At 27.6% G+C, this 13,438-nt stretch carries 9 protein-coding genes and 2 pseudogenes; 6 read left to right on the forward strand and 5 right to left on the reverse strand.

From position 1 onward, the window contains the following. Positions 1 to 10: 10 nt before the first annotated feature. The 3 genes from A8C32_RS04320 to A8C32_RS21325 are packed head-to-tail and all read right to left on the reverse strand — an operon-like array spanning position 11 to position 1,642. A complete protein-coding gene (locus A8C32_RS04320) occupies positions 11 to 1,003 on the reverse strand; it encodes a glycosyltransferase family protein (protein ID WP_069829232.1) in 993 nt (330 codons plus the stop codon). Positions 1,004 to 1,038: 35 nt separating this feature from the next. Further along, a complete protein-coding gene (locus A8C32_RS21320; RefSeq protein ID WP_349267225.1) occupies positions 1,039 to 1,317 on the reverse strand; it encodes a hypothetical protein in 279 nt (92 codons plus the stop codon). Continuing rightward, a complete protein-coding gene (locus A8C32_RS21325; RefSeq protein ID WP_349267226.1) occupies positions 1,283 to 1,642 on the reverse strand; it encodes a UDP-2,3-diacylglucosamine diphosphatase in 360 nt (119 codons plus the stop codon). Before A8C32_RS21325 ends, A8C32_RS21320 begins: the two co-directional genes overlap by 35 nt. 386 nt (positions 1,643 to 2,028) lie before the next feature. Between A8C32_RS21325 and A8C32_RS04330 the strand changes: the two genes are divergently transcribed. The 5 genes and pseudogenes from A8C32_RS04330 to A8C32_RS04350 all read left to right on the forward strand — a co-directional run bounded on the left by A8C32_RS04330 (position 2,029) and on the right by A8C32_RS04350 (position 8,323). Then, entirely contained in the window at positions 2,029 to 2,565 is a 537-nt protein-coding gene (locus A8C32_RS04330) for an RNA polymerase sigma factor (protein WP_069829233.1), read from the forward strand. A 47-nt stretch (positions 2,566 to 2,612) separates the two neighbouring features. After that, on the forward strand, positions 2,613 to 3,536 hold the full coding sequence (locus A8C32_RS04335) for a FecR family protein (protein ID WP_069829234.1): 924 nt from the start codon (positions 2,613 to 2,615) through the stop codon (positions 3,534 to 3,536). After that, positions 3,533 to 6,046: a TonB-dependent receptor plug domain-containing protein gene (locus tag A8C32_RS04340; protein WP_069829235.1), complete on the forward strand. Its 2,514-nt coding sequence runs from the start codon at positions 3,533 to 3,535 to the stop codon at positions 6,044 to 6,046. The genes A8C32_RS04335 and A8C32_RS04340 overlap by 4 nt, the downstream gene beginning before the upstream one ends. A gap of 73 nt (positions 6,047 to 6,119) precedes the next feature. Further along, positions 6,120 to 7,166, forward strand: a complete 1,047-nt coding sequence (locus tag A8C32_RS04345; protein ID WP_069829236.1) for a hypothetical protein — start codon at positions 6,120 to 6,122, stop codon at positions 7,164 to 7,166. Positions 7,167 to 7,424: 258 nt separating this feature from the next. After that, positions 7,425 to 8,323: pseudogene (locus tag A8C32_RS04350) on the forward strand (EamA family transporter). Positions 8,324 to 8,720: 397 nt separating this feature from the next. Here the strand turns inward: A8C32_RS04350 and A8C32_RS04355 are convergent. Together A8C32_RS04355 and A8C32_RS04360 are read right to left on the reverse strand one after the other, a co-directional pair. After that, positions 8,721 to 11,543 carry a TonB-dependent receptor domain-containing protein gene (locus A8C32_RS04355; protein ID WP_069829237.1) on the reverse strand — a complete coding sequence of 941 codons (2,823 nt, stop codon included), beginning with the start codon at positions 11,541 to 11,543 and terminating at the stop codon, positions 8,721 to 8,723. Between the two features lie 28 nt (positions 11,544 to 11,571). Then, the gene (locus A8C32_RS04360) at positions 11,572 to 12,300 is read right to left on the reverse strand and encodes a DUF547 domain-containing protein (protein ID WP_083253247.1); all 729 of its coding nucleotides are present in this window, start codon (positions 12,298 to 12,300) and stop codon (positions 11,572 to 11,574) included. Positions 12,301 to 13,159: 859 nt separating this feature from the next. Here A8C32_RS04360 and A8C32_RS21015 point away from each other — a divergent pair. Beyond that, positions 13,160 to 13,309, forward strand: a pseudogene (locus A8C32_RS21015) (transposase); the annotation flags it as partial. Positions 13,310 to 13,438: the final 129 nt, after the last annotated feature.

Below are 13,438 nucleotides of genomic sequence, written 5' to 3' on the forward strand. Positions count from 1 at the left end.
AACAACATTATTAAACAGTACACTCCTTAAGCAATTGATTAATAATGTTTTCTGTAATATCTGGATAATCAACAATTACTTTGGTATCAGTTTCTATCCAATCCATCAATTTGCTAAAATGTTTCTTCTTTAAAGATTTTATAACAGGTACGCCCATATCTTTTAAAGAAGCAGCGTTACATTGCTGTTCATATTGTCCTTTCATAGGAATTACTAATAATTTTTTATTCATAAAAAGCGACTCTGCAGGAGTTTCAAAACCAGCACCACATAAAACACCTTTGCTATTTGCCATACTATTTACAAAAGCGTCGTTGGTAATAGGTTGAACAATAATATTTTTATTAATAATAGTCTTTTTATTGTGTTTTGAAAAAACTTCCCATTTTACCTCTTTTGCCTTGGATAACATTTTTATAATTTTATCGTCACTATAAGACGGTAAATATACTGTGTAATGATCCATGTTCTTGCAAGCAGCATTTCTAATATCTTGTCTAATTACAGGTGTAAAAATATTGTCTTGGTATGGCTTAAAATGAAACCCGTATTGCTTGGTTGTTGGTGCATATTTTTTAAGAATAAATTCCCCTAAAGAATCATTTTTTAATGGCTTAGGTGCATTAGGTGCTAATACTGCTGCTTGATGACTTAAACTTACACAGGCTTTGTTTTTTAGTCTACAAGCCCATGCCGAAACAGGTTCAAAATCATTAATAATTAAATCATAATTATCAATAGGAAGGCTATTTATTTCTTTTTGAAGGCGTAAAGTATTCGCCTTTAAATATGTTTTCCACATATTAACCCCGCCTTTTTTTCCAAAAATAAAACTAAGCCCCTTGAAATGATAAGTTATCGGGTGAGGAATATCAATATCTGCCTGAGTACCACTCATTAAAATATCTAATTCTATATTTTTTCGTTGCAGTATAGGAATAATATCTCTAGCTCTACTTAAGTGCCCATTTCCAGTACCTTGAATAGCGTAAAGTAATTTCATAGTTTGTTATTTATGAATTAGATAAAGGGTAAAAATTATTTTTTAAAAGGTTTGAATTCGAAATGTATTTCATGCATCAAATTTTGAAAAAGTTCTTTGTTTTCTGGTATTCTAGTATCTTCATCTTCTAAATCATCCTTTAAGTTTTTTTCAATACGATTATCTGTTTCATAATTATAAAGCGTCAATTGATTTTGATTGTATTCTAAGGCTGTTAAATTTTCAATCCAGTCTCCAGAGTTTAAATACATAACCGATCCATTTGAGGTTTCTATATTCTTAATCACCGTGAAATACCCAAGCTTTTTTGCCATTTAGATTTAAGAGTACCTTGTTTTCAATACTAAAGGATCCTAGTTTAAATCCTACAAATTTTCTAAACATTTCATCGTGATTACCCGTGATGTAATGTACTTTTACTCCTTTGGAAATCCATGTCATAATTAACTTAATCACTTTCATGTGCGATTTTGGCCAATACCGTTTACTAAATTGCAAAATATTTATTATATCACCATTCAATATAACAGTTTCAGGTTTAATAGACTTTAGGTATTTTAATAATTCTTTAGCACGACAACCATAAGTACCTAAATGCAAATCGGAAATCACGACAATGTTAACAGGTCTTTTTTTCATCTATTTATGGATAGTAGTTTTTAAGTTTTAGATAGGTAATTAAAAAATTTACTACCATATTAGGTAGGCAAATCAAGGTTGCTTCCATACATTAAAATTGAAGTTCCCAAATATTATAATTATAAATTGGTATTCTCGTAACCTTAATTTTAAGATTAAGTTAACAGACTGTTATTAAACAAGTAAGAATAATATATTACTATATATTTTTATAATTTAAGTCTTTTTTAAAATAAAAATGTAATTACTTTAGAGGGTTTCCAATTTGGCAATCGTTATATTGTTATAGATAGATAAACGACATTAAAACAAAATAAAAAATACATAAATGCTATATTTGTCCGACTAGAAAATTCATTTCTAATTCCAATACACCTAAAAATAAAATGAATTTAAATAATTTACCTGTAAATAGTTCTATTTGTGAAGAACATAATTATAACTATGCTTTCAAAAAATATTCTAAAGATATATTTAACTTTCTCGTTTTCAATTATGGTGATACGCAGCTAGCTGAAGATGCTGTTCAAGAATCTTTTATAACTCTTTGGAGAAATTGTAGTAAAGTATCTATCGAAAAAGTTAAATCTTATTTATATACTGTAGCAAAAAATAAAATTATTGATCTTTTTAGAAGTTCTAATAATGCTCAAAAGTATATTAATAATCAAACTAGCACTGTAGAAAAACAAACTCCTTTATTTATATTAGAAGAAAAAGAATTTCATGTAGAGTTAAATAAAGTACTGGCTAAAATGCCCGAAAATTATAGAGTTGTATTTTTATTAAATAGGATTGATAAGAAAAAATATAGAGAAATTGGAGAAATGCTCGATATTTCTGTGAAATCTGTTGAAAAACGAATGTCTAATGCTCTAAAGTTTTTACAAAATGAATTACAAATTAATAAAAACCGATTTTAGAAGAGGGTTTTTATCACTTAAATCGTTACAGATATAAGACACGCAATATGGAAAATACAAAAAATAATAATATTGACAAGTATTTAAGTTTTGAATTGTCTTCGGAAGAAGAAAAAAAGTTTAAAAACTCTCTTGAATATAAAAAGCATCAAGAGGTTTTAGAGCTATTCGAAAATACTAAGGCTATTCCTTTTAATGAAGATTTAATATTAGAAAAAATAAATACTAATAAATCTAAAGTATCTAAAAACAATACAAAGGTAATTCCTTTGTATAAAAAATGGTTACCAGCATCAATTGCAGCATCAATTCTACTACTGATTTCTGTATCAATATTCTATTTCAATTCAATAAATCAAATAGAATATGCTACAATTTCAGGACAATCTATTCAGTTTTCATTACCTGATGCATCGACCGTATGGTTAAATGCAAAATCTGAAATATCTCACAATAAAGATTGGAACAAATCCAGAGATATAGAATTGAATGGAGAAGCCTATTTTGAGGTTGCAAAAGGAAAAACATTTACAGTAAAAACACCACAAGGTATAGTAGCCGTTTTAGGTACAAAGTTTAATGTAAAACAACGTGATAATTTTTTTGAAGTACATTGTTATGAAGGCACTGTTTCTGTAATACATAAAGGAAAAAAAACCATTTTAAAAGCTAACGATTTTTTTAATTCCAAACTATTAAATAAACGTAAAAAAAGCATTACAAAACCAAATTGGATTGAAAATAAATCTATATTTCGTAACACACCCATTGATGAGGTTATTACGGATATTAGTATACAATACAATGTTGAAGTTGTTTTAGAAAAAGGCATAAATAAAAAGCAGTTAGAATATACGGGTAGTTATGACTATTCAGACCCATTGGAAACTGTAATAACAGTGCTTTGTAAATCTTTAAACTTAAATTATAGTATTGAAGATAAACATATTTATTTGAGACCAAAAAAATGACAGTAAGCAAACACTCGCTTTATACTTTTCTTATTGTATTATTTTCCATTTCAAGCTTTTCTCAAAAACGTAAAACACATCTTGAATCTTACTTAAAACGAATTGAAACAAATTTTAAAGTAACATTTAATTATGAGTCTGGATTATTAAAAAACAAGTTTATTCAAGACAATTCTTTTGATGAAACAGCTTCTTTAAAAATGCACATTTCTTATTTAGAAAAAAAATTTAATTTAAATTTCACAATGGTGACTGATACAAAAATAGTAATAAGTAAGTTTAAGTTAGATGATTTAGTGTTTTTGGATTTTGACGATGAAACTCCAATATATAACTTATTAGTTAATGATACCTTATCTAAAAAAGCTTGGATTACTAATGATAAGGGAGAATTACATTTTAATAATCTCCCCCCTAAAACAATAACCACCTCACATTTAAACTACAATCAACTAACTATAAATATAGATTCATTAACAAATAATAAAATATACCTCCAAAAAACAATTCAAAATTTAGATGAATTATTTATTTATTCATTTTTCACAAATGGAACATACAAAAGCAAAGGCGGTCACTTTTATATAAAATCTAAAGAAGTAGATGCTTTGGCTGGTTTGACTTCTCATGATGTTATTAAAAACCTAGAAAATTTACCACAAGTTGTTAGTAATAGCGAATCTATTTCAGATTTAATAATTAAAGGAGGTACTCAAGATCAAAACTTATTTGTATGGAATAATATTAAAGTATATCAAAACCATCACTTTTTCGGACTTATCTCTGCCTTTAATGAAAATCTGATTTCTACTATTAGGCTATATGATAATGCAACACCAGCAGAGTACGGCAACAATACAAGTGGTGTTATTAGCCTAGATCATGATAATACCTTGTCTAAAAAAGTTAAAGCAGGTATTGGTGTTAACTTTTTAAGTGCAGATGCTTATGCAAAAATACCTATTACAAAAAAATCTGGGTTACAGTTTTCTACAAGAAAGTCGTTTACAGAATTTTGGGAATCCCCCACATATTTAAAATATTCAAAAAAAGTACTTCAATCTTCTCTTGTAAAAACACCAAGTATTGCAGAAAACAATAATGTTATGAGCGAAGATGAATTTAAGTTTCATGATGTTCAATTACAATATAGTTATCAACCAAATAAGTCTAATATATTAAATGTTAACGGTATATACTTGAAAAATAATTTATCTTATATAGAAACAAATGCCCTAAATACCAATTCTAAAAAAAGCCAATTAATGCAAGAAAATAGTGCGTTTGGTATAAACTGGGAGCATGTTTTTTCAAATAATGATAAAATACAAACGATACTCAACTACTCAAAATACACACTAGATGGCGGTAATTTTTTATTATCAAGAGACATCTCTAGTTTTGAAAATAATAGTATAGAAAATTATGAATCTGTTTTTAAATATAAGTCGAGCCATAGAAAATCTGGATTCAGTTATTCATCAGGTTTGGCCTATGAGTATTTAATTATTGAAAATAATACCACTAATTTCAACTTACTTTATAGCTCTAATTTAAAACAACGTAGTGTTATTTATAGTTTCTTTGGAGGTATAAATTATTATGAAAACAAAATACATACTGGTTTAGATTTACGAAACACATATTACGAGTTTTTAAAATCCTTTCAAATAGAACCACGCTTTCATTTTACATTCACAGCTCTACCAAAGTTTGATATTCAAATTAGAGGGGAAAGAAAAACTCAAAATATTTCTCAAGTAATCGATTTAGAAAACAATTTTTTAGGTATTGAAAAAAGGAGATGGAATATGGCTAATAATACTATTGCTCCATTGCAAAAAAGTAATCAGTTAGAATTATCTTTTGCTTTAAAAAACAAAAAAAACATGTTTAACACTAGTTTTTATCACAAAAGTGTAGACGGTATAACAACTAACAATCAAGGATTTCAAAATTTAAATCAATTTGGCAATCACTTTGGTAAATATGTTATCCATGGTATCACATGTCATTATAACTATAAAAGTAAAAACTTAAATACCTGGATAAGTTATAACTATAGCATTAATAAATATAAATTTAAAGACCTTTATCCTCAAGTATTTTATAATAACAATGATATAAGAAATAGCATTATTACTGGTGTTAATTTAAAACATAAAGCTTTTAACTTTTCAGTTGGAATGGAATATAATTCTGGTAAACCATTCACCTCTGTAAATAAAGAAACACCAATAAAAGAAGGGGTTTTTAATATCATAAATTATAATACCCCTAATAATGAACGCTTATCAAATTACCTACGATTTGATGCTACACTTAGTTACAATTTTAATCTTTCAAAGTATGGCAACTATAAACTAACACTAGGTATGATAAATATTGGGGACAAAAAAAATATACTTAGCAGATATTATACATTAACAGAAGATAGAACAGCAGTAGAGGTTTTAGACAAATATGGGCTAGAATTTACCCCAAATCTATCTATTAATATTGATTTTTAAAAAAAAAAAGAAAATTCAGACGGTATTTATTCCTTCAACCGTTTTAATTACAGTCTAACATATAAAATGTATTATGAGAAAAATTTCAAAAATAGTATATCTATCACTTATAGTTACAATTATTTTACAATCTTGTTCATCAGATGAATCTGGTTCTGGAACTGACATTATTTCTGAAAAACAAAAAATTTCTACAGAGCTAGCCGACAAAATTTTAGCTACTGCTTCTTCAATTAACGATTTTAACCTCATTAATTTTGAATGTGAATCCACATTCGTAACTGGGTATTTTCTTAATTACCAAGGCGATTATTTTAAAGATGAAAATGACTATCTAATACCTACATCAAAATCAGATTGGGATACAGCATACACAAATTTCAAAAACCTTGCTTTTGATACTACTAATGTGCTATTTACAGATGAAGACTTTGTAATAGAATCTGTTTTAATCTTTGATAATTTAGCAAGAATAACGATCTTCGTAAAAGAAGAGATTAAAGACTACTTTAAAAATTGTGAATTAAACGGAAAATTAACTTTCTTTCCTCCTAGCCTTGGTATAGTCACGCTACCAGAAATAAATTTTAACTGTAGTGGTGATATCACTTTTCACCTCGCAAATGATGATGGTGAAGTTGTTTATGCATTTCAAAGTGTAAAAACATCATTGAGTGAAGGTATGAGTACAATAGAAAATCGATTATCATCATTCAATCAAATAAACCAGACATCATATACTACAGATAATCTTTTTATAACTTCAGTAGAATTCACATCACCTGCTAATACAACAGCCCTTGCTAATGGAAGAGAACAGATGATAAATTATTTTGAAGATTGTAAACTAGATAAAGATGTAAATAACAATGACTGTTTAAACTTTATATACCCCTTAAAAATTGATCGTTTTAATATCCAATCTGAAGAAATAGTAACTACAACTATTGAAAATGATGAAGATTTAATAAATATTTTCAATTCTAATGTTGGAGAATTAAGTATCGATTACCCTATAAATTTATTAGGAGGAGATAATACAACACTTACTGTAGAGACTAACGAAGAACTTTTAGAAACATTAAATCAATCTGCTATTTACTGCGGTCACCAGCAGTAGTTTTTATTTTTGGTAAAAAAATCCTCTATAATGTATAAATACATCTTAGGGGATTTTTTATTTTATACCAAATATCGCATATGCATAGCTATAATAAACAACTTTATTAATGATAACTAATTTCCTTTAACTATTTAAAAAACTAATTTTAGAGCCCTACCATAGTACTTCAATAAAACTTAGTGATTTGTTAAATAGTTAATGTTTTTCAACTCTAAAAATTCCCTAAGCTTCAATGTAAAAAACTATCTTCGCGCCATGTGGATGTATTTGGGGCTTTTAGCAGCGTTATTTTTAGGATTACATAATATATGTAAAAACATGCAGTACAAGGAAATGAGGTGTTTCCTGTACTTTTAGGCACTATCACCTCTGGGTTTCTATTACTTGTTCCTTTTTCTATAGGATCATTATATTTTCCTGAATACACCAAAGAAATAGGTTTTTATATTACACCCATTTCGTGGAAAATTCATGGATTTGTCTTTATAAAATCAATGATTATGGCAGCCTCTTGGACTCTAGCATACCAAGCATTAAAGTATTTACCCATAACCATTGTAACCCCTATTCGTTCTGCAGGTCCATTTTTTACTTTTATTGGTGCTATTCTCATTTATCAAGAAAAGCCAACCTTTTTGCAGTGGACAGGTTTTTTTCTTATTCTTTTCTCTGTATTTTTATACTCTAAAATAGGAAAGAAGGAAGGTATTAACTTTAAAAAAAACAAATGGATATTCGCTATTATTTGTGCTACATTTTTGGGAGCCTCTAGTGGTTTATATGATAAATTTTTAATTCAAAACTTGCAATTGAATCCTCAAACCTTACAATTTTGGTTTTCTTGGTATACCATCTTAATTTTATTAATTATACTATCAATAACATGGTTTCCTAATGCTGAAAAACGAAAAGAGTTTAAATGGCGTTGGTCAATTCCTGCTGTTGGCCTTTTACTACTAACAGCCGATTATTTCTACTTTAAAGCCCTACAAGCCCCTGAAGCATTAATCATGCTATTATCCGCTATAAAACGAAGCCAAATATTAATTGCTGTTATTATAGGGGGGATTGTTTTTAAAGAAAAGAATAAACGCAAAAAACTAATTCCTCTATTGGGTATAATGATAGGTGTATTTTTTATATTATATTCTTAATTAAAATAGAAAGATTAATTAAAACCATAATAACTAAAAAAGCCTTTTAAGTTTTAGTATTAAAAAATACCTAATTCAATTTTATACTAATTCCCCTATATTTTTAAACCAATTAAATAAAAACTTAGAATATTAGATATCTATGACGCAAGTCTTAAGGTGTTTTTCTGTATAAAGTTACCATTTAAGGAAACCTTGCTTTTTAAAATTTTTATATTTTACCCTAACAACAAATTCTAAAGAATTCTTTTAGCAATATACTAATACTTTTTCTTTAGCTAAAGAATCTTATTGAAATAAAAAAACGTCTAAAATTGCTTTTAGACGTTTTAATTAAGATTATTATTTTAATCTTTCTCACCAAGTTTCTTTATAAAAACTAAGTGTTTACTTATTCTTATGGATTATAAGTTAACGATACAAAATAACTTTGACCTAATTTCCCTGATCCAATAACTTGGATGTACTCTTCACCAAATAAGTTATTAGCTCCAACTTTAATTAATGACTTAATAGCAGGAATACCATAGCTAAATTGAGCATCTAATACTAATTCACTAGTAATAGTATCACTTGCAAAAGGAGATACCCACTCATATTCTGAGTTCCATCTAACTTTAGTGTTAAATCCAAAGTTACCAAATAATTTTTCTGATCCAAAAGTTAACTTAGCATAATGTTCTGGTGTATTAAACTGAGGTACGAAATCTGAATCAACTTCTTCATTATAGTCAAATAATTTAGTGTAATTATATGCTCCATTAATATGAAATTTTCTTAAACTAACTTCAATACCAACACCTGCACCTGCTGTTTCAACAGGAACATTTGCATTTGTATATACTTGGTGAGTTAAAAATCTTTGACCAAGAAGAGCTGCTCCAATACCTCCTAGCTCAGGAGTTACATTAGTCTCTATAAAATATGGTGTTATTACTTTCTTAGTATAAATAAAATCTGTGTATTTATTGTAATATCCATTAAAATCAAACGAGAATTTACCAACTTTCGCTCTATATCCTAATTCTATTGATTCTACTTTTTCTGATTTTACAGCTTCAATTTTTTCAATTTCAAGTAAATCAATTGCAGCTTGAGGATTATTATTTGCATCAAAAACATCAAGGAAATTTTGTACAGAACCTAAAGTAAATGAACTGTTGTAGATATAATCTCCAGTAATGTTAACAGTTTTTTGATCTGTTCCAAAAACATTACGGTCTCTATAAAGAATTTCATTAGAATAATTCTCTAAATTATCTTTAGCTGAACCTACTAATGTAATAAACCCATAATTTGCACCATTGTATAAATCTTGTGAAGTTGGATTTCTAAAACCTGTTTGAAATGAAGCTCTTAAATTTTGTCTTCTTTCTTTCCCTATAGTATAATTGACTGATAATCTAGGTGAAAAACTTCCATCTAAATCAGTTAATTTATCATATCGAATAGAACCAGATAATTTTAAACGCTCGTCAAATAATTTCTTTTGAATCTGTCCATATGCACCAAAAGTATTATAATTAATATCACGATCTGCATCATTAAAAACGGTTCCTTCAGAATCTAAAACATAATTTTTATATGTCCCACCTAGTTGTATCTCAGCAAATTTTATTATATCTTGAAAGTTGTAATTGACATCACTTTGAATAGTATGAGATTTATCTATTAATTTAGAACCTGTAGTTAAATCTGTATCTGATATAACGTCATTAAAAGCTGTTTCAAATTCCTCTGTTCCAAAATCGAAACGTGGCACTCCTCCAGAACTAGTAGGAAGATTACCAGTAAAACCTTCAACAGTACTATAATTTGCAAACTCACGCGCCATAAGCAATAATTGCTCATCTTCAAAAGTAGGGTTGTTTCTTCTTAAAAAAGCAAGTGATGCATTAAAATCATTATACCAATTAGGGTTATTTTTAGCAGCTTTATTAACATTAATAGCTGTTCTAATCATATCATAAGAATCACCCGCATCATTAGCAGTATAATAAGATCTAAAAGTTAAATTTTTAGTCGTAAATGCTAAACTTGTTTGAAGTACTAATAAATCTTTTAAAGCTATTCTAGAATCAGAACTTGTTAATGCAGTCGTTGCTAAAGCCATTTTTTGTTTAAGTATAATTTCAGCATCTTCTGTTGGTTTAAAATGAAAAGAAAAATCACCATTAAAATTTTCAAGTTTCCCATCATTTAATTCAATATCTGTATAACCTGTACGACTTACAACTCCACCAGCAGCATTACTATTTCTAGCAATTTCATCTCCATAAATATTTACACCATTAAAGAATTGAGTAGTAGATAACCCTTCTCTAGTTACAGAACTGTTATCTGTGTAATCATTAGCCATCCAATCTGTTCCTTGAAAATAACTTAAATTAAGCTTCAATGCTACTTTTTCACTAAGTTTAGCAGCTATACGTGCTCCTAGATCATTAAAATCATTATTTCCAGCTAATTCTTGATTTGTATAGCCATGTTTATAATACGCAGAAACTCCTGATTTTTTAAAAGGACTAATGCTATTCATAAACATAATTCCATTAAAAGCATTCGCCCCATAAAGAGCAGACGAAGCTCCTGGAAGAATCTCAACACTTTCTATATCTAATTGATTTACTCCTAACAAATTACCCATAGAAGCATTAAAAACAGGAATTGTAGACTCTGCTCCATCAGCCAATTGTAAAAAACGTGTATTTACCGATTGACCAAAACCACGTGTATTTAAAGATTTATTGATAAAGTTAGTAGTATTTAATTGAGTTTCTTTAACATTTACTAATTCATCATAAAAATTAGCACTTGCTCCATTTTTAATTTTCTTCTCCGAAAACGTCTCAATAGTTACTGGCGTTTCTATTTTTTTCTCTACACTTCTAGATGCAGAAACTACTTCTTGTGTTAAATCTGTTACTTTCTCTTTTATCATTTGTACTAACAAATTCTTACCATCTGTAGGTGTAAATAGAGTCTTTGAAAGTGTGATAAACTCATAATAAGTAAATTTCATTTCAACAGGGTATGACCCATTATATTCTATAGAAAATTCTCCTGTAAAATCAGATGAAGCCATTCTTGCATTATTAACATGAATGTCAACCCCATATAAAGGAGTTCCATCTTTACTAATTGTCTTACCCTTTATTGTCGTTTGCGCAAATGTCATTAGACCAAAAAGCAAAGACAAGATTGTTAATTGTATTTTCATAATTAATTTATTTTTTAATAAAAAAAATTTAAAAGTTTTCTTTGTTTAAATTCCAATCAAAGCTTGAATAGCTTATTTTAGTTGTAGTTGATATTTTTTTTGTTTCTGAGTATTTATTTATAAAAGAAATTAACTCATAATCTCCAATAAACTCTGAGGAATGCCATTCAAACAAAGGTGATAATGTAGCTTCGTCTGCAGTTTTTGAAAAGTAGTTTTTACTGGTATCATTCACAAAATTCTTAGCAGAATTCTCTAATTCTGAATCGATAGATTCAGCAATATATGGAGCTCTATTTAATTTTGGTGACGATACACATGTGTTATTCAATGCAAAATACATTCTTGGGTCTCCCATTTCTTTTATAATAACTGTTTCAAGATATTCTAAAGAAACCATTATTCCATTAACATTTATAAATTCAACTTTAAAAGGCTCATCTATATATTTAATAGATTTTAGTGGATAATAACCAGATAGTAATTTTAAAACATTAATGTTATAAACATTAATCCAATAAGCCTTTAACTCGTTTAAAGACCAAGAACTATTAGGAGTAACTTTAGAAAACCCATCCACAATAATTTGAAGGTCTTCTTTGTTTCTTACTAATTTTTCATAATTAACAAATCCCTCTATCGAGACATGCTTTTTTAAAAAATCTCTCAAATTTGAATTGTCTATGGATTGAGAGTATCCAAACCAACTAAAAAATAAAAATAGAAGGCAAATTTGTTTAACAGGTTTTTGATTCATAATAAATAATTTGGTTTTTTATTTGATTTCTTTATTTCTCTAATACACTAAACTCAATTTGTATATCTTATAATTAATATTGAAACTAGCTTAATGTTAATTTTTTAACAATCTTAATTTTTTGCCAAAATTAGATATTCGTTTCTAGTGTGGCAATTAATTTGAAAGTTCTACGAAATATTCATTTATCCTGCTCAAAAAATAATAAGTACAGAAAAATAAGCGCAAAAAATTTTATATATAGACTAAATTGTACAACTTATTTCATATAATCTAACTTTCGATAATTCATAAAATGTAAGTTAAATCATACTTTATTGAAGAGAATTTAAAAGATGTATGCTTAATAAAACTTAAACAATCTTAAATGTTAAAATTCACTTCTTTATCAATTTTAAGAAAGATTCGTAAAATATTTAAATATTAGAACAAATGAATTAAGTAACAGATGGTTAATTCATCCCTATAAAAAGCTTAAAATTCAAAATATTGACTTGAAAGAAATTAACATAAAGAGTTTCTGTCCCTAATTAATAACTAAAGCTTCGCTTTTTATAATTAGCCTAGTACTAGAGAGTATAAATCATAAGGTTTAATATCTTTAATCGTATAGAATTACAAAAAGGTTTGGTCATTTTTTAGTTCATATCAAATACTCTTTCTCAATCAAGTATAAAACTTACGGAGAATGTTATTTTTGGGCAAAAAAAGATTAGATTCTGAATATAGAATTAGCTCATTACTTATTGAAGAAATATTAGAATAATTAATATTATAAGTCATAACAGCGATCTCTATCCAGGCTGCCTATACTAAACTAGCGCACTGGTATAAAGATGTATAACAAACTCGATTCAAGGCATTCAACACCAACGCTAATACGATAACTATAAACTACAGATCAATCTTAAACTATTTCATCAATAGAACTACAAATGCTTCCGCAGAATCTTTCAATGCCAAAATAAAAGCCTTTAGAGCTCAATTCAGAGGAGTCAAAACTGTATAATTCTTTCTAATTAGACTTACCAGAATATTTGCCTAAACACAACAATTGGGCTTTATCCAAAATTTGTATAATTATTTTAAAACAATGACAAAAAAAAATCCTCAACAAAGAAATGTTGAGGATTAATTA

This window comes from Flavivirga aquatica, assembly GCF_001747085.1.
Taxonomy (GTDB): Bacteria; Bacteroidota; Bacteroidia; order Flavobacteriales; family Flavobacteriaceae; genus Algibacter_C; species Algibacter_C aquatica.

Excerpts from the sequence above, each read along its gene's own strand:
- A8C32_RS04320 (WP_069829232.1), bottom strand. The coding sequence starts at position 1,003 with ATGAAATTACTTTACGCTATTCAAGGTACTGGAAATGGGCACTTAAGT.
- A8C32_RS21320 (WP_349267225.1), bottom strand. The coding sequence starts at position 1,317 with ATGGCAAAAAAGCTTGGGTATTTCACGGTGATTAAGAATATAGAAACC.
- A8C32_RS21325 (WP_349267226.1), bottom strand. The coding sequence starts at position 1,642 with ATGAAAAAAAGACCTGTTAACATTGTCGTGATTTCCGATTTGCATTTA.
- A8C32_RS04330 (WP_069829233.1), top strand. The coding sequence starts at position 2,029 with ATGAATTTAAATAATTTACCTGTAAATAGTTCTATTTGTGAAGAACAT.
- A8C32_RS04335 (WP_069829234.1), top strand. The coding sequence starts at position 2,613 with ATGGAAAATACAAAAAATAATAATATTGACAAGTATTTAAGTTTTGAA.
- A8C32_RS04340 (WP_069829235.1), top strand. The coding sequence starts at position 3,533 with ATGACAGTAAGCAAACACTCGCTTTATACTTTTCTTATTGTATTATTT.
- A8C32_RS04345 (WP_069829236.1), top strand. The coding sequence starts at position 6,120 with ATGAGAAAAATTTCAAAAATAGTATATCTATCACTTATAGTTACAATT.
- A8C32_RS04355 (WP_069829237.1), bottom strand. The coding sequence starts at position 11,543 with ATGAAAATACAATTAACAATCTTGTCTTTGCTTTTTGGTCTAATGACA.
- A8C32_RS04360 (WP_083253247.1), bottom strand. The coding sequence starts at position 12,300 with ATGAATCAAAAACCTGTTAAACAAATTTGCCTTCTATTTTTATTTTTT.